The organism is Corynebacterium ciconiae DSM 44920, from assembly GCF_030440575.1.
Classification (GTDB): domain Bacteria; phylum Actinomycetota; class Actinomycetes; order Mycobacteriales; family Mycobacteriaceae; genus Corynebacterium; species Corynebacterium ciconiae.
Genome location: NZ_CP047189.1, coordinates 433,685 through 456,619 on the forward strand (window position 1 = coordinate 433,685; position 22,935 = coordinate 456,619).

The 22,935-nt window shown below is 62.7% G+C and carries 18 protein-coding genes; 10 read left to right on the top strand and 8 right to left on the bottom strand.

Features of this window, described 5'->3' with window-relative positions:
• Positions 1-123: 123 nt before the first annotated feature.
• The 3 genes from CCICO_RS01885 (at position 124) to groL (ending at position 3,558) form a co-directional block, all read left to right on the top strand.
• Positions 124-1,422: a sodium/glutamate symporter gene (locus CCICO_RS01885; RefSeq protein WP_018018766.1), complete on the top strand. Its 1,299-nt coding sequence runs from the start codon at positions 124-126 to the stop codon at positions 1,420-1,422.
• Positions 1,423-1,617: 195 nt separating this feature from the next.
• Positions 1,618-1,917, top strand: a complete 300-nt coding sequence (gene groES, locus CCICO_RS01890; protein WP_018018767.1) for a co-chaperone GroES — start codon at positions 1,618-1,620, stop codon at positions 1,915-1,917.
• Between the two features lie 18 nt (positions 1,918-1,935).
• Positions 1,936-3,558 carry a chaperonin GroEL gene (gene groL, locus CCICO_RS01895; RefSeq protein WP_018018768.1) on the top strand — a complete coding sequence of 541 codons (1,623 nt, stop codon included), beginning with the start codon at positions 1,936-1,938 and terminating at the stop codon, positions 3,556-3,558.
• Positions 3,559-3,647: 89 nt separating this feature from the next.
• Here the strand turns inward: groL and CCICO_RS01900 are convergent, their stop codons facing one another.
• Complete coding sequence (locus CCICO_RS01900; protein ID WP_018018769.1) at positions 3,648-3,923, bottom strand: WhiB family transcriptional regulator; 276 nt, start codon at positions 3,921-3,923, stop codon at positions 3,648-3,650.
• A gap of 352 nt (positions 3,924-4,275) precedes the next feature.
• Here CCICO_RS01900 and shbA point away from each other — a divergent pair, with 352 nt between their 5' ends.
• Positions 4,276-4,842: an RNA polymerase sigma factor ShbA gene (gene shbA / locus CCICO_RS01905; protein ID WP_040357173.1), complete on the top strand. Its 567-nt coding sequence runs from the start codon at positions 4,276-4,278 to the stop codon at positions 4,840-4,842.
• Positions 4,839-5,825, top strand: coding sequence for a hypothetical protein (locus CCICO_RS01910; RefSeq protein ID WP_018018772.1), 987 nt, complete (start codon positions 4,839-4,841; stop codon positions 5,823-5,825). The genes shbA and CCICO_RS01910 overlap by 4 nt, the downstream gene beginning before the upstream one ends.
• Before the next feature lie 77 nt (positions 5,826-5,902).
• Here the strand turns inward: CCICO_RS01910 and CCICO_RS01915 are convergent, their stop codons facing one another.
• Positions 5,903-6,283, bottom strand: coding sequence for a DUF5319 domain-containing protein (locus CCICO_RS01915; RefSeq protein WP_026161284.1), 381 nt, complete (start codon positions 6,281-6,283; stop codon positions 5,903-5,905).
• A 294-nt stretch (positions 6,284-6,577) separates the two neighbouring features.
• On the opposite strand from CCICO_RS01915, the gene guaB reads away from it, so the two are divergent.
• Both guaB and CCICO_RS01925 read left to right on the top strand, forming a co-directional pair.
• Positions 6,578-8,104: an IMP dehydrogenase gene (gene guaB / locus CCICO_RS01920; RefSeq protein WP_018018774.1), complete on the top strand. Its 1,527-nt coding sequence runs from the start codon at positions 6,578-6,580 to the stop codon at positions 8,102-8,104.
• Between the two features lie 107 nt (positions 8,105-8,211).
• A complete protein-coding gene (locus CCICO_RS01925) occupies positions 8,212-9,363 on the top strand; it encodes a GuaB3 family IMP dehydrogenase-related protein (RefSeq protein ID WP_018018775.1) in 1,152 nt (383 codons plus the stop codon).
• A 191-nt stretch (positions 9,364-9,554) separates the two neighbouring features.
• On the opposite strand, the gene CCICO_RS01930 is transcribed toward CCICO_RS01925, so the two are convergent.
• Positions 9,555-10,892: an LssY C-terminal domain-containing protein gene (locus CCICO_RS01930; RefSeq protein ID WP_018018776.1), complete on the bottom strand. Its 1,338-nt coding sequence runs from the start codon at positions 10,890-10,892 to the stop codon at positions 9,555-9,557.
• A gap of 137 nt (positions 10,893-11,029) precedes the next feature.
• Positions 11,030-12,133, bottom strand: coding sequence for an alpha/beta hydrolase (locus CCICO_RS01935; RefSeq protein ID WP_018018777.1), 1,104 nt, complete (start codon positions 12,131-12,133; stop codon positions 11,030-11,032).
• 669 nt (positions 12,134-12,802) lie between these two features.
• Between CCICO_RS01935 and lysS the strand changes: the two genes are divergently transcribed.
• Positions 12,803-14,386: a lysine--tRNA ligase gene (lysS, locus tag CCICO_RS01940; RefSeq protein WP_018018778.1), complete on the top strand. Its 1,584-nt coding sequence runs from the start codon at positions 12,803-12,805 to the stop codon at positions 14,384-14,386.
• 114 nt (positions 14,387-14,500) lie between these two features.
• Here the strand turns inward: lysS and CCICO_RS01945 are convergent, their stop codons facing one another.
• A complete protein-coding gene (locus CCICO_RS01945) occupies positions 14,501-16,909 on the bottom strand; it encodes a bifunctional lysylphosphatidylglycerol flippase/synthetase MprF (RefSeq protein WP_018018779.1) in 2,409 nt (802 codons plus the stop codon).
• Positions 16,906-18,192, bottom strand: coding sequence for an alpha/beta hydrolase (locus tag CCICO_RS01950; protein WP_018018780.1), 1,287 nt, complete (start codon positions 18,190-18,192; stop codon positions 16,906-16,908). The genes CCICO_RS01945 and CCICO_RS01950 overlap by 4 nt, the downstream gene beginning before the upstream one ends.
• A 477-nt stretch (positions 18,193-18,669) precedes the next feature.
• On the opposite strand from CCICO_RS01950, the gene CCICO_RS01955 reads away from it, so the two are divergent.
• Positions 18,670-19,614 carry a sugar-binding transcriptional regulator gene (locus tag CCICO_RS01955; protein WP_018018781.1) on the top strand — a complete coding sequence of 315 codons (945 nt, stop codon included), beginning with the start codon at positions 18,670-18,672 and terminating at the stop codon, positions 19,612-19,614.
• A gap of 71 nt (positions 19,615-19,685) precedes the next feature.
• Here CCICO_RS01955 and CCICO_RS01960 read toward each other — a convergent pair whose 3' ends face one another.
• The gene (locus CCICO_RS01960; protein ID WP_018018782.1) at positions 19,686-20,900 is read right to left on the bottom strand and encodes a NupC/NupG family nucleoside CNT transporter; all 1,215 of its coding nucleotides are present in this window, start codon (positions 20,898-20,900) and stop codon (positions 19,686-19,688) included.
• 3 nt (positions 20,901-20,903) lie between these two features.
• A complete protein-coding gene (locus tag CCICO_RS01965; RefSeq protein WP_018018783.1) occupies positions 20,904-21,323 on the bottom strand; it encodes a cytidine deaminase in 420 nt (139 codons plus the stop codon).
• Positions 21,324-21,644: 321 nt separating this feature from the next.
• Here CCICO_RS01965 and CCICO_RS01970 point away from each other — a divergent pair, with 321 nt between their 5' ends.
• Positions 21,645-22,928: a thymidine phosphorylase gene (locus tag CCICO_RS01970; RefSeq protein WP_018018784.1), complete on the top strand. Its 1,284-nt coding sequence runs from the start codon at positions 21,645-21,647 to the stop codon at positions 22,926-22,928.
• The last annotated feature ends 7 nt before the right edge of the window (positions 22,929-22,935 follow it).

Genomic DNA, 22,935 nt, shown 5'->3' on the forward strand with positions numbered 1-22,935 from the left:
TCTGGCTGACATTGTTGTGAATATGGCTTAGGTCATAGAGTTCTCAAGGATGTGAGGTGCGGCTATGGACGATTTTCACCCTATGTTTTGCTACTAGACCTCGGCTGGATCTCAGTGTTGCTCATGGCGGGCAAACTTCTCCGCCGATTCGTACCGGTGTTTCAGAAGCTGATGATCCCCGCGCCCATCACGGCAGGCATTCTCGGCCTCGCACTGGGGCCCGAGGGGCTGGGATGGATTCCCTTTTCTGATCAGCTCAACACCTACACCACGATGCTTATTGCCGCGGTGTTCGGCGCCTTGCCCTACACCATGGACTTCTCCAGCGAGGTGCGCTCCGGTGCCCGCACCATGTGGTCGGTATCGGTATCGATGTTTCTCACCCAGTGGGGCATCTTCGCGCTTTTGGGCGTGATCCTCTTCGCCCCGCTGCTCGGCACACCGGACTGGTTCGGTGCGATGGTGCCGGTGGGCTTCGTCGGCGGCTTCGGCGTGGCCGCGGCTGTGGGTGGCTCGCTGGAAAACCAAGGTCAAGAGGCGGCGATGACATTAGGCTTCACCGCGGCCACGGTGGGCACCCTAGCTGCGGTGGTTGGTGGTGTGATCATTGCCAAGTGGGGATCATCCACCGGCAAAACCTCGCAGCTTCCTGACTTTTCCAAACTGTCTGACGACATTCGCACCGGCTGGATCGGCCAGGGCAGCGAGCGGCCCAGCGTGGGTAAAGCCACCACGAACCCCTCCTCGATCGAGCCGATCGCCCTGCACGTCTCCGTAGTAGGAATCACCGTGTTCGTGGGCTACCAAATCAAGCTGCTGCTAGAGGCACTGTTTCCGGTGCTTTCAGTGCCGCTGTTCGCCTCCTCCTTCGTGGTCGGCATGCTCGGAGTGGGATTCTTGCATCTGGTGAAGGCCCCGCACTTCGTGGATAAAGACCTCGTGGGATCGATCTCTGGTGGTTTCACCGACTACCTCGTGGTCACCGGAGTGGCGGCGATCATTCCTGCCGTGGTGGCCGACTATGCGCTCGCGCTCGTGGTGCTCTTCGCCCTGGCATTGGGCTTCTGCTGTGTCTACGCCTTTGTGGTCGCGCCGCGCGCCTTTAAGGATCCGTGGTTCGAGCGGGCCCTGTTCGGCTGGGGCTGGTCCACCGCCTCGGTGGCTACCGCCATCGCCATCTTGAAGATCGTGGATCCCAACATGAAGTCCGGCACCCTAGAAGAATTCGGTGTGGCCTATGTGGGATTCGCGCCCATCGAGATTTTCGTGATCATCATTGCGCCCATGCTCATCATCGGTGGGTTCATCGTGGGCTTTGGTGCCGCCACCCTTGCGGCAGGGCTGGTGATTCTGTCGCTGCCGTTTATTGCGAAGCGACGGCGCTCCTCCTCTGGAGCCGCCGCCTCACTGCCTCGCCCCTAGCCAACGGCGGGGCGGGCCATGGGTGAGAACAACGCCAAGAGATCTGGCAGTGCGCACAGTTGAGTGTTAGCACTCACGGGGGTAGAGTGCCAATAGGTTGTGTGACCCACAGTTGTTCACCCGCGACGACGGCTGTGCTGGAACTACCAACCGGCACATGGAAACCTTTCTTGCTATGTCACATGGAGGAATATCGTGGCGAACGTAAACATCAAGCCGCTGGAGGACCGCGTCCTCGTCCAGATCAACGAGGCCGAGACCACCACCGCATCCGGTCTGGTTATCCCGGACTCCGCTAAGGAAAAGCCGCAGGAGGCCACCGTTATCGCCGTGGGCCCGGGCCGCTGGGGCGACAAGGACGAGCGCGTCCAGATGGATGTGAAGGAAGGCGACGTCGTGGTGTTCTCTAAGTACGGCGGAACCGAGCTGAAGTACGACGGCCAGGAGTACCTGCTGCTGTCCCAGCGCGACATTCTCGCAGTCATCGAGAACTAAGGAGGGGTCGAGCCACTTATGGCGAAGCTCATTGCTTTTAACCAGGAGGCCCGCGAGGGCATCCAGCGGGGCGTGAACACTCTCGCCGACGCCGTGAAGGTTACTCTCGGCCCGCGCGGCCGCAACGTGGTGCTGGAGAAGTCCTTCGGTGCCCCCACTGTCACCAACGATGGCGTGACCATCGCCCGTGACATCGATGTGGAGGAACCGCTGGAGGATCTCGGCGCTCAGCTGGTGAAGTCGGTGGCCATCAAGACCAACGACGCAGCCGGCGACGGCACCACCACCGCGACCCTTCTTGCCCAGGCGCTTGTCGACGAAGGCCTGCGCAACGTGGCGGCCGGATCCAACCCGATCGGCCTTAACCGTGGTATCGCTGCCGCGGCAGAAAAGACCGTGGAGCTGCTCAAGGCTCGCGCCACCGACGTCTCCTCTGCTGCCGATATCGCGAACGTGGCCACCGTGTCCTCCCGCGATCCTGAGATCGGCGAGATGGTGGCCGGTGCCATGGAGAAGGTGGGCAAGGACGGCGTAGTTACCGTTGAGGAGTCCCAGTCGATGGAGACCACCCTCGACATCACCGAAGGCGTCTCCTTTGACAAGGGCTTTTTGTCCCCCTACTTCATCACCGACGTGGATGCCCAGCGCGCAGAGCTGGACAACCCGCTGATCCTGCTGGTGCGCAACAAGATCTCCTCGCTGCCGGACTTCGTGCCGGTGCTGGAAAAGATCGTGGAGTCTAAGCGCCCCGTGCTGATCATTGCCGAGGACATCGAGGGCGAGCCGCTGCAGATGGTTGTGGTCAACGCCCTGCGTAAGACCCTCAATGTGGTCGCTGTGAAGTCCCCGTACTTCGGCGACCGCCGCAAGGCCTTCATGGATGATCTCGCCGTGGTCACTGATGCCACCGTCATCGATCCGGAGGTGGGCATCAACCTCTCCGAGACCGAGATGAGCCACTTTGGTTCCGCCCGTCGCGTCACCGTGACTAAGGATCAGACCGTGATCGTTGACGGCGCCGGTTCCGCCGAGGCTGTGGATGTGCGCCGCGAGCAGATCCGCCGCGAGATCGAGAACACCTCCTCCACCTGGGACAAGGAAAAGGCCCAAGAGCGTCTGGCCAAGCTTTCCGGTGGTATCGCTGTAATAAAGGTGGGAGCTGCTACCGAGACCGAGGTGGGCGAGCGTAAGCTGCGCGTCGAAGACGCCATCAACGCCGCGAAGGCTGCTGCCGATGAGGGCATTGTGGCCGGCGGTGGCTCCGCCTTGGTGCAGATCGCTGAGGAGCTGAAGACCTACGCCGAGCAGTTTGAGGGCGAGGAGAAGATCGGTGTGCTGGCCACCGCTCGCGCATTGACCAAGCCCACCTACTGGATCGCGGCCAACGCTGGCCTAGACGGTTCCGTGGTGGTCTCCCGCACCGCAGAGCTGGACAATGGCTCCGGCTTTAATGCTGCAACCCTGGAGTATGGCAACCTCATCGAGCAGGGCATCATCGACCCTGTGAAGGTGACCCACTCCGCCGTGGTGAACGCCACCTCCGTGGCTCGGATGGTGCTGACCACCGAGGCCTCCGTGGTGGATAAGCCGGTTGATCCCGAGGAGCAGGAGGGTGGCCACGGCCACCACCATCACCACTAATCCTCGGTTTCTCTGACCGCAGCAACGCCCAGCTCCCTGAAGACTCTCAGGGGCTGGGCGTTGTCTCTATATGACGGTAGGTGTGCGGCCTAGCGGGTGCGAAGGATGATGGCGCGCTCGGACTCCGAGAGCCCGCCCCAGATGCCGTAGGGCTCGCCTACGCTCAAGGCGTGATCGCGGCACTGCTTCAGTACAGGGCACCGATGGCAGATCTCTTTCGCGGCGTTTTCCCGATTGAGTCGGGCGCGGCCGCGCTCGCCATCTGGGTGGAAGAACACGGAGGACTCGTGCCCACGGCACGCGCCTTTCATCTGCCAATCCCAGAAATCCGTGAAGGTGCCGGGTAGCTCGCTCGGTTGCGGCATGAGGAAGCTCCTTGGTGCATAAAAATCGTGTGAACAAGGGGAAGGGGATGTGCAGATCAGTCTGCGCGCTATGGGTAAACGGCATATTACACAATCATGGCCATTGGTTTAAAGGCCTAATTTTCCCGACAAACACATATGCCCTGTACAGGGGGTACGTAGCCATATGAACGCTGCGTGAACTCTTGGGTGGGGGCAGTGGGGGAGGGGTGTGGGCGACGAAGGGGGAGCTTCATAAAATTCACCACGCGGTGTCGTTATACTGAAGAGGTACTGCCTACCGTTTGTGCCCTGCGCCTTGGTAGGTCGCATGTCACATTCACAGCGCAGATAGTGGGAGGCCCGACGCACAGTGTCAGGTGAACTGGAGGAACAGCTCGCCCCGCTGGTTGCGCCAGCCGCCGCTGGCGATAAACGCGCCCTTCAGCACATCATTCGGCTTATTCACCCTCTGGTTTCTCGCTACGTGCGGGCGCGTATCTCCCGCAATCATTACCCGGCCCCCGAGGACGTGATCCAGGACGTGTGCCTGGCGGTGGCCACGGCTTTGCCTAAGTACACGGACCATGGACGTCCCTTCATGGCTTTTGTTTATGGCATCGCCTCCAATAAGGTGATCGACGCACATCGAGCGATGGGGCGGGACAGGCTTCACCCCACCGAAGAGGTCCCCGATAGCGCAGATCATTCCTCGAATCCCGAAGATGTAAGTCCGAGCCTCGATGGAAGTAACGAGGTGCGAGCATTGCTCGATCTATTAAGTGATAGGTCGCGCGAGATCCTTGTTCTCCGCCTCTTTGTGGGGCTGAGCGCAGAGGAAACAGCGGAGGTCCTCAACACCACAGCAGGGGCAGTGCGGGTGGCGCAACACCGAGCGTTGAAGCAGCTGCGTAAGAAGTTTGAAGGAAGCACACGATGACATCTCGTTCCCAGGAAGATCCGAGGGATCTGTCTTTGCAGCGCGACGAGATTGATGCATGCGATGCATTCCTCGATGAGATCGCCGCGGGCGCCGAGCCGAGCGGTGGAACTGACCCGCTCTCCGTGGCTCTCGCGGGGCTTCGCGAGGAGGCAGTTCGCGATGGCGAGGCCGATGATCTCGCCGGTATCTTCGCTGCCCTCGACAGTGCCGAAAGCGGTCACGGCGAGCCGGCGCAGACGAAGGAGCCGAGTGTTGCCTCTATTGCTGAACATCGGCAGAGGCGCCGTGGCTTTCAGCGTCCCCGGCTCATGAGCGTGGTCGGTGGCGCTGCCCTGGGCGCGGTTGCGGCCAGCGCGATGATCGTGGTGGGCGGCACCGCCGTCTACAACGCCGAGCCGGGTGGCCCGCTCTGGGGTGCGCGTATTGCCGTGTTCGGTGAGCCCCGCGCCGATATGGTGCAGCTTGCCTCCACTTTGGAAGAAGCCGATGAGCTGCGCGAAAAGGGCGATGTGGAGGGTGCTAAACGGCTGATCGCTCAGGCTAGGGAGCTCATCAACTACCTCGATGAGCGCGATCGGGATGTGGCCCACCGCCAGGTGGAGGAGGCCCAGCGCACTGTCACTATGACCCCAGATGTGCCCAAGCCCTCTACCCGTACATCGACGGTCACGGCCACCACCACTCAGCCGAATCCGTCGAGCAGTTCCCGTTCGCCGAAGGTGAGCACCACCACGGAAACCACCACCGCCACCGAGACCGTGACGGAGACTGTCACCGAGTCTCAAGACTATGGCGGAGGCAACCGTCCTCCTCGCCCCACCCGCGAGCCGGAGGCCGATGATTCCCCGCTGGCCCCGCGTGAGCGCTCCATTGATGTGGACGATAAGGAGCCGAAGGAAAAGAAGGACAAATCGATGATGGATCGCATCGTGGATGACGCCCCCATCGAGCTTCCCGACTCTGTGCGAGACAAGTTCTAAACCACAGACCACATACTCAAGGCCCCGCTAGGAATAGCGGGGCCTTAAGTGTCAGATGGGTTCACAGGGGTGATGATCTAGCGGCCGAAGCGGCGCTGAGTGAGGCCGTCGAGAAAGCCCATGCAATATTCCCACGGAGCGTATTCGTCGGGGTTCGGATCGGCGCTCGGCTCGTGCACCGGCGGCAACTCCTCCTGCAGGGTGGCGTGGATATTGGATTGCATCATGTCCCAATCGCAGTAGTGTGGCCGGTCGCAATCCTCGCAGAAATACACGATGCCCTTGATCCCGCGGGGAGCAAGGTGGGTGCGAAACTGCTTGACGAGTCTGAGATCCTCTCGCAGCCCTGCGCGCTCCTCCTCGCTCAGAGGCGCAAAGGGTTCGTCCTCGTCCAGCAGGCGGGCGGGGTCGTTGGGATCCCCTTCGAAGGGATCGCGCGGCATCTCAGAGAAATTCACACAGCTCAGGATATTGAGTGTGCCCCCGATATTCAACTACTCACAGAAGCCACAGCAATCGGGCATAGACCATCCGCCCACCTGCCACGAGTAGGGGTAGCGAGCCGGAAGTGTTCTCAACTCCGCGGTCGAGGGGTTAGTGTTGAAGGCACCTGTATCTTCACTGCGCTGGTAGGCGTGGCCGCGAGGTGGCGTCGATAAGCATCGTGCGGCCCGTGACAAGGCACAATCCCCTTCTGGCGCAGTGGCGGCGACGGGGATACGCGCGATAACTGAGGAGGATCTTTCAAGCAGATGAACAACGAGCGAGTGACAACCGGCGGCGATGATCCTAACAAGGTTGCCTTGGTGGGGCTGACCTTTGACGATGTGCTGCTTTTGCCCAATGAGTCCAATGTGATCCCCTCCGAGGTGGATACATCCGCGCAGCTGACGCGCAAGCTGCGTCTGAATATTCCCGTGGTGTCCGCGGCCATGGATACCGTGACTGAGGGCCGCATGGCGATCGCAATGGCCCGCCAGGGCGGTATGGGTATTTTGCACCGCAACCTCTCCATTCAGGATCAGGCAGAGCAGGTGGAAATGGTCAAGCGCTCCGAGTCTGGGATGGTCTCTGATCCCGTAACCTGTCGCCCCGATCAGAGCATCGGCGAGGTGGATGCACTGTGCGCTCGCTTCCGTATTTCTGGTCTGCCGGTGGTGGATGACAACGGCGTGCTGCTGGGTATCTGCACGAACCGCGATATGCGCTTCGAGCCGGACTTTAATCGCTCCGTCGCTGAGGTGATGACCCCGATGCCGCTGGTGGTGGCGAAGGAAGGCGTGAGCAAGGATGAGGCGCTGCGTCTGCTCAGCGCCAACAAGATTGAGAAGCTACCCATCGTTGATGGCGAGAACCGCCTTGTCGGCCTCATCACGGTGAAAGACTTTGTTAAGACCGAGCAGTATCCACACTCCTCCAAGGACCAACGTGGCCGGCTGCTCGTGGGGGCCGGTATCGGCACCGGTGAGGAGTCCTGGCAGCGTGCCGGTTCCCTGGTGGATGCTGGGGTGGATGTGCTCGTGGTTGACTCCGCCCACGCCCACTCCCGCGGAGTGCTGGAGATGGTCTCCCGAGTGAAGAAGGAATGGGGCGAGACCGTTGAGGTAATCGGCGGTAACCTCGCCACGCGCAGCGCCGCGAAGGCCATGATCGAGGCAGGGGCGGACGCCATCAAGGTGGGCATCGGCCCGGGTTCCATCTGCACCACCCGCGTGGTGGCCGGGGTGGGCGCACCGCAGATCACCGCCATCATGGAGGCCGCCACCGAAGCCCACAAAGCCGGTGTGCCCATCATCGCCGACGGCGGCATGCAATACTCCGGTGACATCGCCAAGGCCCTGGCAGCTGGCGCCTCCACCGTGATGCTCGGCTCCATGCTGGCCGGTACCGCCGAGGCCCCGGGTGAAATCACCGTGGTCAACGGCAAGCAGTACAAGATGTATCGCGGCATGGGTTCGCTCGGCGCGATGCGCGGCCGCGGGCTTTCTGGCGAGCAGCGCTCCTTCTCTAAGGACCGCTACTTCCAGTCCGATGTGAAAAGCGAAGACAAGCTGGTGCCGGAGGGGATCGAAGGCCGCGTGCCTTTCCGCGGCTCCATCGACGCCATCACCCACCAGCTTGTGGGCGGGCTGCGCGCGGCCATGGGCTACACCGGCTCCTCCAGCATTGAGGAGCTTCACGACGCCCAGTTCGTGCAAATCACCGGCGCTGGCCTGCGTGAATCCCACCCGCACGATATTCAGATGACCGTTGAGGCCCCGAATTATTACCAGCGCTAAGATTAAGGCCCTAAGGCAGCACAGCCTGGGGCCTTTGTTCTTCTTGTGCACTTCACCTCAGGCACCCACACGCCCCAAATAGAGACGGAAAGTGAATCCCTACAGCTATGCGTGACATCGTGGAAATCGGTATCGGCCGCGAGGCCCGACGCACCTACTCGCTCAACGATATCGGGCTGGTGCCCGTGCGGCGCACCCGCTCCTCGAAGGATGTGGACACCACCTGGCACTTCGATGCCTACACCTTCGACATTCCTTTCCTCTCCCACCCCACCGACAGCCTTGCTTCTCCGGAATTCGTGCAGGCCATGGCGGACAATGGCGGCTTGGCCGTGATTAACGCCGAGGGGCTGTGGGGACGGCACGCAGATCTGGATGCCACCATCGCCCAGGTGGTGCAGCACAGCAAGGACAATGGCCCAGAGGCCACCGTGGGGCTGCTGCAGCAGCTGCACGCCGCCCCGCTGGATGTGGACCTACTCACCGAACGTATCCGTGAGGTGCGCGCGGGCGATGCCACCGTGGCGGTGCGCGTCTCTCCGCAGCACGCCCGCGATCTGGCGCCGGTGTTGGTCAAGGCCGGTGCGGAGATCATCGTGATCCAGGGGACCATCATTTCCGCGGAGCATGTGGAAACTGGCGGAGAGCCGCTGAACCTCAAGGAGTTTATCGGCACCCTTGATGTGCCGGTGATTGCCGGTGGCGTGAGCGACTATCACACGGCCCTGCACCTGATGCGCACCGGCGCCGCCGGTGTGATTGTTGGAGGCGGCTCCAACACCAACGATATGGCCGTGGGCATTCACACCCCAATGGCCTCCGCGATCGCCGATGTGGCCGCGGCGCGGCGTGACTACCTCGACGAGACTGGTGGCCGCTACGTACACATCATCGCCGATTCGGACGAGTTGGTTCTATCCGGAAACGTCGCTCGTGCCATGGCGTGCGGCGCCGATGCGGTGATGCTCGGTACCCCGCTGGCGTATGCCGCCGAGGCCGCAGCCCCGGGCTGGTTCTGGCCCTCGGTCACTGCACACCCGCGCTTCCCGCGCGGTGTGGTGCAGCAGGTGAGCCTAGGTGAGGAACTCGGCGAGAGCGATGTAGTGCCGCTGCAGACCCTGCTTCACGGCCCCTCCACCTCCTGCTACGGAACGGAGAACTTTGTGGGCGGCCTACGCCGTGCCATGGCCAAGTGCGGATACTCGGATCTCAAGAGGTTCCAAAAAGTGGAGCTGATGGTGCGCAATTCGCCCTTCTGATCTTTGGATCATCTGCTCCTCGTGCTGAGTACGTTCCCGCGATGACAGCGGGGCATACTAGGGCTGACGGAGAGAAGGATGAACACAGACCTCACCGTGCGTAGCGTGGGTGAGGTCTTTTTGCGCCCTGACCACGCAGACGGGATCTTCGGCGTGTGGGATTGAGACGGCTCGGACGCGCGGGGCAAAGCCTAGCGGGATGGACTGGGCTGCATCTGGCCGTCGGGGCACACCCACTCGCGCACCGATGTGCTCGACACAGCCCACACCATGTACACCGCCAGTGCGGCGAGAGTGATCGACAGAAAGTCCCCTTGATCAGAGCCGAAGACCATGGCTAGCGCGGACACTGCGGAGACACTAAGCATGGCCATCAGCCCGATCCTGGCGAGTGCGGAACGAGTGAAGGTGCCGTAGAGGCACAGCGCACCAATTACTACCGCGGCGGTGATACCGAGTAGCTCGCCGGTGGCTGCAGCGCCGCGAGCGCTGGAAGCGCCGTGGTCAAGGACCAGACCGACCCAGCTGGCTGCGACGATGCATGCGTGGACAACAAAGAATGCCGCCGGCAGCAGCAAGGTACGTGGCGGCAGGGCAGCGTCGCGCACATCGGATGAGGGAAGAGGCTCGCTGGGGGTCGGAGGGGTGCGGCGGGCTGTTCCTGATACGTCCACAATGGGCAGGGTTCCATCGGTGTGTATCTGGTCGCCGCCGCCATTGCGGTGGTGGTAGGAGGTGGAGAAATCCTCAATCACACTGACCTCGATGGCGGGATCGCTGTAGCGCATAGTGTTAATGATGTAGTCGCGTTCGAGATCAATATCGGCGTCGATCTTGTGGGTGACCTGCCCAGTAAACGCCGAGAGTCCCACGCCGCGATCATAGGAGCCGGCGGCCAGCCACTCCACGCGATGCCCACCGGGCAAAATCCAGCCCTCGGGGGTGGGCCAGAAACGCACGTGATGGCGCTGAGAGGCTGAGCCATCCACCTCCTGTTGATAGGCGAAGGCTTGGCGGCGGCCGAAAAGCAGCAGGGGAGAAACCGGGGCGTGTGGATAGGAGCGCCGAAACACCGAGGAGATGATGATCTTCCACGATGATCGCAGCGTCACCTCATCGGCACGGGTCCAGCCGGCTGCGGACATGGCGGCGTGGATATCTGCCTCCTCGCCGTCGAGAGCGAGGTTTACCGGATCGCCCAGCAGCCCATCGGCAGTGCGGGTACGGCCAATGAAGTAGTCCGGTACATAGAGTTCGGTGAGTAGCTGGTGGAGGCGAGGTAAGGCGATATAGGCCATAAGCGCCCACACTGCGAGCACATAGCCTAGGGTCGCAGGAGAGAAATCGATGGATTTCTCCGCCATCATCCACGCCAGCACCACAGTGAAAGCGAGAGCAAGAATGGCGAAGGCGATGTCGAGGCCAGCGAGCACACCACATCGTTTGCCGCCATCGACTTTCGGTGGCACTACCGGATAGGCCGGTGGGGCGGCAGGCACGGGATAGCTGTCGGTGTCGTGGGCGCGCATAGTGTCTTAGCTTAGGCCGCGGGCATCACTCATGCGGAATACAAAAGTATCCCGCCTCCGAGCGCGGAAAGCGGGATGCGCGGAGGCGGGATGGGGTGGGCGCGTCGCGAGGATGGGTAGCGCGCCCAAGCGTGTGGCTAGTGCTTAGAAAGCCAGTCGATCACCTTGTCCATGGCTTCGTGCTTGGCGGGCTCGTTGAGCACCTCGTGCATCTGGCCCTCCCAGTAGATCAGCTCCTTGTCCTGGGAGCCGATGGCGTTGTACCAATCCTGAGCGAAGTACGGCGGGACGAGGCCGTCGTGGGTGCCGTGCATGATCAGGGTGGGGGCGGTGAACAGGTCGGCATTGTTGGCGTCATAGAAGCCCGCGAAAGCCATCTGCTCTGCCATACCGAGGCTGATCTTCTTGTTCACCAGCGGATCGGTCTGATACTCGGCGGCCACGGCCGGGTCAGAGGCCACGCCGTCGGTGAAGGCGTTGGGCACCTGCAGGATGTCGGTGCCAATCGGCGAGGGCATGTGAATATCAGTGCGGCCCGGGATCATCTGATTGATCATGTGCGCGTTGAAGGTGGTCAGCTCGCGCAGCGGCAGACGCTCGTAGATGCTCGGCTGGGCGTTGCGCTGCTTGTCAGTGATGGCCTCTGGGGTGATGGTCTGGCCCGGGTTGTTCACACCAGAGAGGTTCAGCGGGGCGCCGCCACCGTTGGTCACGAAGGCATCGATCTGGCCGGGGTACTTAATGCCGTAGAACTGTGCCGCCAGCGCGCCCATCGAGTGGCCGAGCATGTAGGTCTTCTGGCCCGGGTTTTCCGCCTTGGCCTTCTGCACCAGCTGATTCATGTCATCCACAATGAAGTGGAAATCATCGATGTGGCCGCGGATCACCTTGTTATTCAGCTTCGGCAGGGCGGACTTGCCGTGGCCGCGGTGATCGAGACGGTAGACGTTGTAGCCAGCGTCCAGCAGTCGCTTGGTCACATAGTCATAGCGGCCGGAGTGCTCGGCGGCGCCGTGGACCACCACGACGGTTCCCTTGGCGTTGGGCTGGGTTTCGGACTTCCACCAAATCTTGGTGCCCTTGCCGTCGGAGCTGGTCATGTAGCCTTCGTGCACCTTAACCTGGGCCTGAACCTCGGCCTGGGTTTCGGCAGCGAATGCCGGGGTGGTTACAGCGATCGGTGCTGCGAGCGTAGCCAGTGCGGCGATGGTCGCGATGAAAGGTGTGCGCTTAGAGTTCACAGTCGGCCTCTTTTCCAAAAAATAACACGGGAAACATCTCGTAGAATGCCCCCATTTAAGGGTGGAGCGGTGTATGTGAGGCGCGCAAGCACAGGGGTGCTTATCTGCGCGGCCCTCAGGACATGCACGCTGCGGCACGTGTTGAAACGTTGGTGGTGGCGAGCGTAAGGCGGCCCCAGCAGGGGCGCGCTCGTCGGCATCAGCGCTTGTTACGTATCCGTAAGTTTAGGAGCCTCAGCTGGGGCAATCAAGAAGCAACCTGCGCAATCGTTGTTAACGGGGTGGGCGTTGCACCCCCTTTTCTGCTGAGGTGAGAAAAACCGTTGATCCGGCCAAGAAGTGAGCTGGCTAATAAAGGCGCTGGCTGGCGACGTATTTCATGGTGAACACTTGGTGCAGGCTGAGCATAAGCTGAGCAGGTACTACGTCATACCACTGCGCGGGAACGGGGGTAAAAGCATGTGTGGGAATTGGGGACTGTAAACGCCCGTGGGTGTCCGAAATGCTGAGAATGCGCTAGTGGGTCCATTAATCTGCGCCCCGCCTCAGCGTTCAGCTCTACGGCAGCCTGCCGTACCGGCAGCTGGGCGGGGACGGCTTGGAGGCGAAAACTCAAGGGAAGTGGGCGTCGAAAAGCGATGTCTCGGGGATGCACTAGAGTAATCAGTCATGAGCGAGCAGACCCAGAAGCAAAACCCCGCCCACCGCGCAGATGATGTGCCTGAGCAGCTGCGAATCCGTCGCGAGAAGCGCGCCAAGCTGCTCGCCGAGGGGCGCGATCCGTACCCGGTAGAGGTTGATCGCACCATCTCGATCTCTGAGCTGCGCTCTCAATTCTTTGTTAACAAAGAGGATGCAGGCCAGCCCCCCGCAGGGGCTACCGTCCTCGAGGTGGGCGAGGAGACCGACACCGAGGTGGCTATCGCCGGCCGGGTGATCTTCGTGCGCAATACCGGCAAGCTCTGCTTTGCCACCCTGCAGGAAGGCACCGGCACCACGATGCAGGCCATGCTTTCGCTGCGTGAGGTGGGCGAGGAAGCCCTCGCCAGCTGGAAGCAGGATGTGGATTTGGGCGATATTGTCTCGGTGCGCGGCCGAGTGATCGCCTCTAAGCGTGGCGAGCTGTCCGTAATGGCTTCGCGTTGGCACATGGCATCGAAGTCGTTGCGCCCGCTGCCGGTGGCCCACAAGGAGATGAATGAGGACACCCGCGTGCGCCAGCGCTACACGGACCTCATCATGCGTGAACAGGCCCGCCGCAATGCGATGACTCGCATCAAGGTGATGCGCGCCCTGCGCCACCACTTAGAGGGCGAGGGCTTTGTGGAGGTAGAGACCCCCATGCTGCAGACTCTGCACGGCGGTGCAGCGGCACGGCCCTTTGTTACCCGTTCCAATGCGATGGATATGGATCTGTATCTGCGCATCGCGCCCGAGCTCTATCTCAAGCGCTGCGTTGTCGGCGGCCTCGAGCGAGTCTTCGAGGTCAACCGCAACTTCCGCAACGAGGGTGTGGACTCCTCGCATTCGCCCGAGTTCGCAATGCTCGAAACCTACCAGGCGTGGGGTACCTATGAGGACGGCGCTCGCACCATCCGTGAGCTGATTCAGGCCGTGGCTATGGAGGTCTTTGGCTCCACCACCGTCACCTTGGCGGACGGCACCGAATATGACCTCGGCGGCGAGTGGACTGAGATCGAGATGTATCCCTCGCTCAACGAGGCACTGCAGCGGAAGTTCCCCGGCCAGCCTGAGGTGACCACCTCCAGCAGCGTCGAGGAGCTCAAGCAGATCGCCGCCGTCATTGGCCTTGATGTGCCGGCCAAGGGCGGCTGGGGCCATGGCAAGCTCGTGGAGGAAATCTGGGAGGTGCTCTGTGAGGATCAGCTCTACGGGCCGATTTTTGTGAAGGACTTCCCCGTGGAAACCTCGCCTCTTACTCGCTCCCACCGCGACAAGGAGGGCGTGACCGAAAAGTGGGATTTGTATGTGCGCGGCTTCGAGCTGGCCACCGGCTACTCCGAGCTGGTCGATCCGGTGATTCAGCGCGAGCGCTTCGAGGACCAAGCCCGTTTGGCCGCCGATGGCGATGACGAGGCCATGGTGCTGGACGAGGACTTCCTCGCTGCCATGGAACAGGGCATGCCGCCTACGGCCGGCTGCGGTATGGGCATTGACCGCCTGCTCATGGCGCTCACCGGGCTCGGCATCCGCGAAACGGTGCTCTTCCCGATCGTCAAGCCCGAGCTCTAAACCCAACGCTCGGCTCACACCAAGACACCGCCCGCCCCACCAGGTTGAGGCATCTGGCTGGGGCGGGCGGTGTCTTACTGTGGAAGCGGGCGGGCTGGCACGCGACGAGCAGGGCTAAGAACGAGTGGTCTCAGCACGTTGGCGCTCTTTGCGCTCTGCTTTAGCCTCAGCCCACACGGCGGCGGCTGCCTGGGCATCGCGCAGCTTCACATGCGGCAGATAACAGCGCGAGACGGCGAGGCCGATGGCAGGCAGCGAGGAGGCGTCGTCATAGCAGAGCAGCCACGAGTGTTCCATGGGCTTGAACTTGCGTTTGAAGGCGGCCAAGGAGCGGAAGCCGTAGAGTGGTTCGAGCACTCCGCCGAGCTCGCTGAGTACCATGCCGAGCAGGCTGGAGGTGTCGCCGCCTGCGAGCGGGGCCCCAGATAAAGACACCCATTCAAGCTGCGGGCCATAGATCGTGGGAGCGGTAGTGATGGCCTCGGCAATGAGGAATTCCACTACAGGGCGGAAACCTTCTCGGTCGCGCCGCATGAAATCCAGCGTGATGCCCACGATCTCGCCGTGCTGGCGCACTGGCAGCCAGCTGGTCACTCCGTGCACGTGAAGGGTGTCATCCACGGCGATGAGCAGCTGCACCTCGTCGTCGATCAGCTCTGACACCGAGCCGAGCGTAAAGCCCATCTCGGGCAGCGCCTTCTCGGACACCCACTGCTCACTCAAGGCGTGAATCTGGGCACGGATCACTGGGCTGGCCTCCGACCACGTGGTCCACTGATAGTGAATATTTTCCTTGGCGGCGCGGTTGCGGGCGGTGCGCACATCCTGAAACTTCTTGCCCTTGAACTCGATTCCCACCGACACCACGGACTCCTCTGCCACGTGCAGGGAGCAATACTGCGGGGCGCGGGTAGCGGCGAAATCCTCATTCACCGAATACCAGGCCACACGCCAACCTTGGCCGCGGGCGTAGCTCTCAAACTCATCGGCCACTTCGGCCCACTCGGCCGGTTCGCGCACCACGGGCGCGCCCACGGTCACGGCAACGGTGCCGTGGACCCGATAGGCCACAAAACCGCGCTCCTTTTCGGCCACCCAATAACAGTTATGCGGCCAGGTGCTCATCCACGAGATGTGATCGCCAGTGCCTTCACGCAGGATTCGGCGCACCGCGGCGGGCACCGTGGACGGCGCCGGCGAGGTAAACAGCCGCCACAGCATCAGCGCCACCACGGTCCAGAAGATCACCGAGGTCCACTCGTAGCTGAAGCGTTGCAGGCCGGTCTCCGGCAGCAGCGGGGTGGGGGAGAACTTCGACAGCACCGGCGGAAGGAAACGCCAGGGGAGCTCACGCAGCCCGAGCAGACTGGGAACGAGTGCCAGCCACAGGGCGGACAGCGCTAGGCCGACGGCGGCCAGCACCGCGAGGGCGCGGCGCAGCGCATGATCGGAGCCGGTGAGGTTAAACAGATGGCGCTGCAACACCAGCGCCACTGCTTGGAGGGCGAAGGGCAGCCACGCGATGCCGATACTGGAAGAGGAGGTCACCACCACCCCAGCGGTGGCCAGCAACATGAGTACCGTGGCGATGAGCGCACGGCGCCGGCCCTTCGCCAATCCATAGCAGAGCACCGCAAACACTAAGGCGATCGCCGCGTTGCCTAAGAAGGGGCCAAGCCCTGCCACGTGCACTGCAGAGGTGGCCGCGGTGCAGGCGGAGCTGTGGCGGGCGGTGGCGCAGATTTCTCGCGCGGTTTCCAAAGACCACTCGGGGGTGGCCACGAAGCGGCCTAGGGCGGAGAACACGGCATCGCTGTGCGGGTTCAACCCCGCGAGGTAGGGCCCGATCACCACGGCCATGACGGTGGTGGCGTTGATGCGGCGTTGCTCGCGGACAGTGGCCTGCCAATCCCAGTGTCGGGCGGTGAGCAGCCCGCAGCCACACACCGCGAGCGCCAAGGCCACATCCTGCAGAGTACCGGAGTACAGCACCAGCACCGCCGCGGTCACCACGGCAAAGAATTGCACCCGCCGGCGCCACACCACTGGGTAGCGGGGTGCGGCCAGCATGCTTACCGCTAGAAGCCATACTGCGGGGGTGAGGATCGAGCCGGTAGCCACCTCCCGAGCCCAACCGGAGTGAGAATCCCACGTCTCGCCGATCATCACAGCCAGGCTCACCGCAAGGGCGTGGGAGAGGAGAGCCGCCAATAGATAGCGCCAGGTGCCGAGGGCACGCTCAGCGGAGATGCCCAGCACCAGCAAGCCACAGGTGGCGGGGATAAGCCCCAGCACGGTCTGGGTACTCAGTCCGCTAATGAGTACTTTCTCCACGTAGCTGTGGGGGCCGAAGACGGCGTCGATGCCTATGGCATGGATGAGCCACGCTCCCGCGATGATGGCGAGGGTGACTGGGCCGGAGGCGAGGTACCCGAGCAGACGGGTGCGCACCAGCCCGAGCAAGGTGGGCTCGGGTGCGGGGCTGTGAAGTTGGTCGGCGGTGGCATCGGATGTGCTGGTCATGTCAGTCCCCCTCGCTGGGCAATGAAGTCGAAGTCGTGGGCAATGGCTGCGCGCCACACCTGCCAGGTATGGCCGCCGGGATAGCTGCGGTAGGCGCTGTCTACTCCTACAGCGCGCAGCTGGGTGTCAAAGCCCTGCATAGCCTGCTGGGCATCGTGATCGCGCTCCCCGGCGGCGAGGCGTGCGGCCCGGCCGCGATAGGCGGTGGATCCAGACTCCTGTGCTGCCTTGAGGATATCGCGCGGATTGTGGGCGGCGAAGGCCGTTTCGCTGCCGTGAAAGAGCTGGTCTACCGTCTGCTGATGGTTTCCGACCGAGGGTTCGGCCTCACCGGAGTAGTCCAGCACCGTGCCGAAGGCTTCCGGGTGGCGGGAGAAGATCTGGAGCGCACAGGTGCCGCCGTAGGACAGCCCACCGATGCTCCACCGGTTGCGATCTGGGGTAGCCCCGAGTGAGGAGATCGCATAATCCGGTACGGCACTACGCACATAATCTTCTACCTCGCCCACGCATTTCGGTGCGCCGGCCAAGGTGCCGGTAGCATCCACGCTGAGGATCAGTGGGGCGTTGCCACCGTGGCCGCGCTGGAAGCCATCGGCCACCCGTGTGAGCTGGCCGGTACTGAACCACTGGGGCGGTGACCCCGGTGAGCCTGGCATGAGCAGCAGCACTGGAAGGGAAGCGCCCCGGAAATACGCCGGCGGGAGATAAGCCTGGGCGGGGCGGGGCTGATAGCCCGAACCGCTGGGGATATCGATGTTCACCACGGCACCGATGTCCTCACCATTAGAGCCGGTGGGGCTGCTGTGTGTCGCGCGCAGCTGCTCGGCCTCGCCGATGGTCATGGTGGCCGCATGCGGCCGCGGATCCAGCGCGCCGAGGGTGGGATAAACCTGATAGGCGGTGTTGGCCACCATGAGGGATCCGAGCACGGCGAGCAGTGCGCAGGGCACCAGCAGCGCTCCGCGTCGACGCGGCCGCACCGCGAGGCTTGCTACAGCTGCCAGCACTGCTGCTACTGCCACCCCGCCTGAGAGATAAATCTCGGTGGGGATGTGATCGGGAAAGGGGCGCCAGATCTTTTCCACACCGAGCCAGATCCCGAGGGGCACGATCACCCCGGTTGCAAGCGCGGCGACAGCGATGCGCCGATGTGCCTGCCGCCCGCGCAGCAGCACGATCGCTGCGGCCACTGCGGCGAACACCAGTAGCGCGATACTCACTGCGGTGGCGTTCTGCGACGTCAACGGCACCGCCGCGAGCGTCTTCCACACTGTTGTCATAGCCGAAAACACTAGCCCGACCACCTTCGGCCACCTAGCCCCATCCGGTGGTGCATACACCTAGAATTCACTACCCCAAGAACAGCCTAAAAGCGCAGCTCATGGGTGTGAGGGCGAGGTGGGTGCGGGGGAAGTCTGGGGATCGGCTGTGAGCCTGCTGGCTACCGGCTGGGTACTCATCATCAAAGTGCTTAAAACTCGGCTGTGCGCAGGGATGGCCGTATCCAAACTGTGCCCAAAACTGTGGTGGATCTCACCGGGGCTGGGGTAGTGGCCAACGGGTTTCGGGGCACGGTGGTGCCTCGGCGGAGGAGGTGGTGGCGGGTTAGGTGAGGCTGGTGGGAGGGAGTAAAATTCGCCTCACGGTGATCATCCTCATGAGTGGGCGCGCAGCGTGTTGGGCGCCCCTGATGAAGGGTGCATCCGCCCCCATGTGTTTAGACCTTCACACCTACTGCAAGGAAAGACCTCCCCGGCATGGATGCTCGTGATGAACAGGCCCTCCGCGCGGCGAAGCTCTACTACGAATCTGCGATGAGCCAGGCTGAGGTGGCTAGCGAGATGGGGGTCTCGCGCCCCACGGTGGCGAAGCTGTTGCAGCACGCCCGGGAACGCGGCTATGTGGTGATCCAGATTTTGGATCCGCGCGAGCAGCGTGGCCACGTGGCCGAAACCTTGGTGGAGCGCTTTGGCCAGTATGGGCTCAAGGAGGTGCGGGTGGCCCAGGTGGCTCGTGATAGCTCGGAGGAGATCCTCAAGGAGCTCGGCCGCATGGGGGCCCTGGTGCTGCAGGAGCACGTGGAAGACGGCCAGCTGGTGGGGGTTAGTTGGGGAAACACCATGTACGCGGTGGCTCGGGCGCTCAGCGACACCCCGCGCCAAGGCGTGGAGATCGTGCAGCTCAAGGGAGGGTTGAGCTATAGCAAACGTTCCAGTAACGATATCGAGACCATTAATCTCTTTTGTCGCGCCTTCGGCGCCTATGCCCGCACCCTGCCGCTGCCGGTGATTTTTGATAATGCCGAAACCAAAACCGTGGTGGAACAGGATCGGCTGATCAGCCACACCCTAGAGCTGGGCGCGCAGACGGACGTAGCCATCTTTACTGTGGGCGCGGTGCGCCGTGATTCCCTGCCGTTGTCGATGGGCTACCTCAGTGAGGAGGAAATCCAGCAGCTGGAGCGCGACGCGGTGGGCGATGCCTGCTCCCGCTTTTTCACCAGCGAGGGGGCGATTGCCGCGCCGAGCGTAGATGAGCGCACCGTGGGCATCAGCTTGTCCGATTTGGCGGCCCGCCCCGTGCGGATCCTCGTCGCCGGCGGGCTATCGAAGGTGGAGGCGATCGCGGCCGCACTGCGCATGGGCCTTGCTACGCACCTAGTGATCGATCATCACACCGCCTGCGCGATCCTCGAGCGTTAAACATGGCAATGCCCCCGCCTTCGCCGTAGTGGCGAGGAGCGGGGGCGAGGTGGCGTCGATAAGCGCCTGCCTTATAGGGCGATGATGCCCACGATGGCGGCGTTGAGCATGTTGGTGCAGAAGCCGGCGAACAGGGCCTTGATGCCCAGCTCGGCGACTTCGGAGCGGTGCTCGGGAACAAGGGCACCGAAGGAGCCGATCTGGATGGCGATGGAGGAGAAGTTCGCGAACCCAGCTAGGGCGAAGGAGGTGAGCATCACGGACTTTGCGGAGAGATCATCCACGTGCTCGGAGAAGGCGGTGTAGCCGACGAACTCGTTGAGAATGGTCTTCTGGCCGATGAAGTTACCCACCAGGCTAGCCTCTTCCCAGGGCACACCGATCGCCCACGCGAGCGGGGCGAGCAGCACGCCGAACAGGCCCTCCAGCGACCAGTTTTCCTGGCCGAAGATGCTGCCGATGCCACCGATACCGGCATTGATCATGGCGATACCGGCGATGAAGGCCACCAGCAGGCAGGCCACGGTCACGGCGATACGGCCGCCGGAGAGCGCGCCGGCGCCGATAGCATCGATGATGTTGCGGGAATCCTCATCGCGCACCTCGCGCACGTTCGCGTTCACTTGGGATTCCTCGGTCTCTGGCATAAGTGCCTTGGCCACCATGAGTGAGCCGGGGGCGTTCATCACAGACGCGGCCAGCAGATAGGGCAGGGGGGCGCCCAGTAGAGAGTAGCCCACCAAGGTGGAGCCGGCCACGGCGGCGAAACCGCCGGACATGCAGGTAAACAGCTCGGAGCGGGTGAGCTTGGGCAACCAGGGCTTGATCACCAGCGGCGCCTCGGATTGGCCAAGGAAGACCACCGTGGAGGCCCACACGCCTTCGATCTTGGACACGCCCAGCACCTTGCGCAGTGCGGTGCCCACGATCTCCACGAACCATTGCAGGATGCGCAGGTAGTACAGGGCGCCGATGATGGCGCCGAGGAAGATGATCACCGGCAGCACGTTGAGGGCGAAGATGAAGCCCATGTTATCGCCGAAGAGTGGGCCGAAAACGAAGGAGGTGCCTTCGTTGGTGTAGTCGATCAGTTTCTCGATCGCGCTGGAGACGGCCTCGAGGGCGTGGAAGCCCGGGGTCCACTTCAGCACCAGCAGCGCGAAGGAGACCTGCAGCAGCAGTCCCACGCCGAGGGTGCGCCAATTAATCTGGCGGCGGTTCGAAGACAGTGCGATGAGCACTGCGAAGATCACAAATATGCCGATGAGGCCTTGGAAGCGATCCATGGGTTATGCCTCCTTTGAGAGGTGTTCGGGCCCGAAGGAATAGGGCAGAAGTTCATCGAAAGCCAAGCTGAGTGGCTCGCCATTCTCGCCCTCGACCACCACCGTGGTGCAGCCGAACTCGCGCAGCACTTGGCGGCAGGCGCCGCAGGGCCAGCAGGGTCGGGCCTTGAGGCCCACGATCGCGACGGTGTCGATGCGTCGGCCTGCGTTATCGCTGGGCTCGGTGTTGGCGATCATGGTTGTGGCGGCGTTGCGTTCGGCGCAGAGGGTGAGCCCATAGGAGGCGTTTTCCACATTGCATCCGGTGTAGAGGCAGCCGTCAGCGGTGAGCAGGGCGGCGCCCACGGGGAACTCGCTGTAGGGAGCGTAGGCGTGCTCGGCGGCTTCGCGGGCGCGCGCGAGCAGTGTGGCGTGATCAACCATGCGAAGTGGTCCTTTCACTGGGGGAGAAGAAGCAAGCTTGTCGACGCCCCCTCGGACACAGGCTGGGACTGCTGTGAGGCTGCGCACAAGCTCTTAGCTGATCAGCGTACGGTTCCTCGTCGGAAAGCAAAGCGCGACAGGCGGGGAACAATTGCTAATCCGTGTATTGACATTTGTTCTAGGTGGGATGATACTGGGTCTCAAAGACCAATATCAAGGGCCTACCTAACTTTTAGGGAGTCGCGGTGAGTGAGGTCACGGGCCGCGGCTTGAGTACTCAGCACAGGGAACTCGACACAGAAAAGAGGACTGAGAGGCGATATGGCTGAGCAATTCGATGTCGTCGACATCATCCGCACTAAGCGCGATGGCGGCGAACTCTCAACAGAGCAGATCAACTGGGTGATCGATGCCTACACCCGTGGGGTTGTCGGCGATGAGCAGATGGCTGCGCTGAACATGGCGATCTTCATCCGCGATATGAACCGCCGGGAGATCGTGGACTGGACACAGGCGATGATCGCCTCCGGTGACACCATGGACTTCTCCACGCTGTCCAAGCCCACCACGGACAAGCACTCCACCGGCGGAGTGGGCGATAAGGTCACCCTGCCACTCGGGCCGCTGGTGTCCTCCTATGGGGTAGCGGTGCCGCAGCTTTCGGGCCGCGGGCTGGGCCACACAGGCGGCACCTTGGACAAGCTGGAATCCATCCCCGGTTGGCAGGCGGATGTGCCTACTGATCGGCTCATGGAGATTCTGGAGGATTCGGGTGCAGTGGTGGCTGCCGCCGGCGCCGGGCTGGCTCCAGCCGATAAGAAGATCTACGCGTTGCGCGATATCACCGCCACCGTGGACTGCATTCCGCTAATCGCCTCGTCCATCATGAGCAAGAAGATTGCCGAAGGCACCTCCGCCTTGGTGCTGGATGTGAAGGTGGGCTCGGGTGCCTTCATGAAGGACCTCGACCAGGCACGCGCGCTGGCTCGAACCATGGTGGATCTGGGTAATGACGCGGGCGTGCGCACCCGTGCCCTGCTTACTGATATGAATACCCCGCTGGGGCGCAAGATCGGCAACGCCCTCGAAGTGGAGGAATCCCTCGAGGTGCTCGCCGGTGGTGGTCCCGCCGATCTGGTGGAGATCACCTGCGAGCTGGCCCGCGAAATGCTGGAGTTGGCTGGGGTACACGATCCCGATGTGGAGGAAGCACTCAAGGACGGCCGTGCCATGGACTCGTGGCGCAAGATGATCCGTGCCCAAGGCGGCGACCCCGATGCGCCCCTCCCCGTGGCCGCCCACCAAGAAGTGGTCACCGCCGACCGCGATGGCGTGCTCAGCGAGCTGGACGCGCTGGCCCTGGGTGTGGGCTCGTGGCGCCTCGGCGCCGGCCGAGCCCGCAAGGAGGATCCGGTGCAGGCCACCGCCGGTATCGAGATCCACGCCGAGATCGGCCAAGAAGTGAAGAAGGGCGAGAAGCTACTCACCCTCCACACCGACACCCCCGACCGTTTCGAGCGGGCACTGGAATCCATCCGCCCCGGCATCGTCATCGGCGATGCCCCAGCAGCAGCCCGCACCATCATTCTCGATCGCATTGTTTAAGGAGAGC

Coding starts and splice junctions, on each gene's coding strand:
- CCICO_RS01925 (WP_018018775.1), top strand. CDS start 8,212: ATGCGTGACATCGTGGAAATCGGTATCGGCCGCGAGGCCCGACGCACC.
- CCICO_RS01910 (WP_018018772.1), top strand. CDS start 4,839: ATGACATCTCGTTCCCAGGAAGATCCGAGGGATCTGTCTTTGCAGCGC.
- CCICO_RS01885 (WP_018018766.1), top strand. CDS start 124: ATGGCGGGCAAACTTCTCCGCCGATTCGTACCGGTGTTTCAGAAGCTG.
- guaB (WP_018018774.1), top strand. CDS start 6,578: ATGAACAACGAGCGAGTGACAACCGGCGGCGATGATCCTAACAAGGTT.
- CCICO_RS01970 (WP_018018784.1), top strand. CDS start 21,645: ATGGCTGAGCAATTCGATGTCGTCGACATCATCCGCACTAAGCGCGAT.
- CCICO_RS01900 (WP_018018769.1), bottom strand. CDS start 3,923: ATGCCGCAACCGAGCGAGCTACCCGGCACCTTCACGGATTTCTGGGAT.
- CCICO_RS01950 (WP_018018780.1), bottom strand. CDS start 18,192: ATGACAACAGTGTGGAAGACGCTCGCGGCGGTGCCGTTGACGTCGCAG.
- lysS (WP_018018778.1), top strand. CDS start 12,803: ATGAGCGAGCAGACCCAGAAGCAAAACCCCGCCCACCGCGCAGATGAT.
- CCICO_RS01930 (WP_018018776.1), bottom strand. CDS start 10,892: ATGCGCGCCCACGACACCGACAGCTATCCCGTGCCTGCCGCCCCACCG.
- CCICO_RS01965 (WP_018018783.1), bottom strand. CDS start 21,323: ATGGTTGATCACGCCACACTGCTCGCGCGCGCCCGCGAAGCCGCCGAG.
- CCICO_RS01945 (WP_018018779.1), bottom strand. CDS start 16,909: ATGACCAGCACATCCGATGCCACCGCCGACCAACTTCACAGCCCCGCA.
- groL (WP_018018768.1), top strand. CDS start 1,936: ATGGCGAAGCTCATTGCTTTTAACCAGGAGGCCCGCGAGGGCATCCAG.
- CCICO_RS01960 (WP_018018782.1), bottom strand. CDS start 20,900: ATGGATCGCTTCCAAGGCCTCATCGGCATATTTGTGATCTTCGCAGTG.
- CCICO_RS01955 (WP_018018781.1), top strand. CDS start 18,670: ATGGATGCTCGTGATGAACAGGCCCTCCGCGCGGCGAAGCTCTACTAC.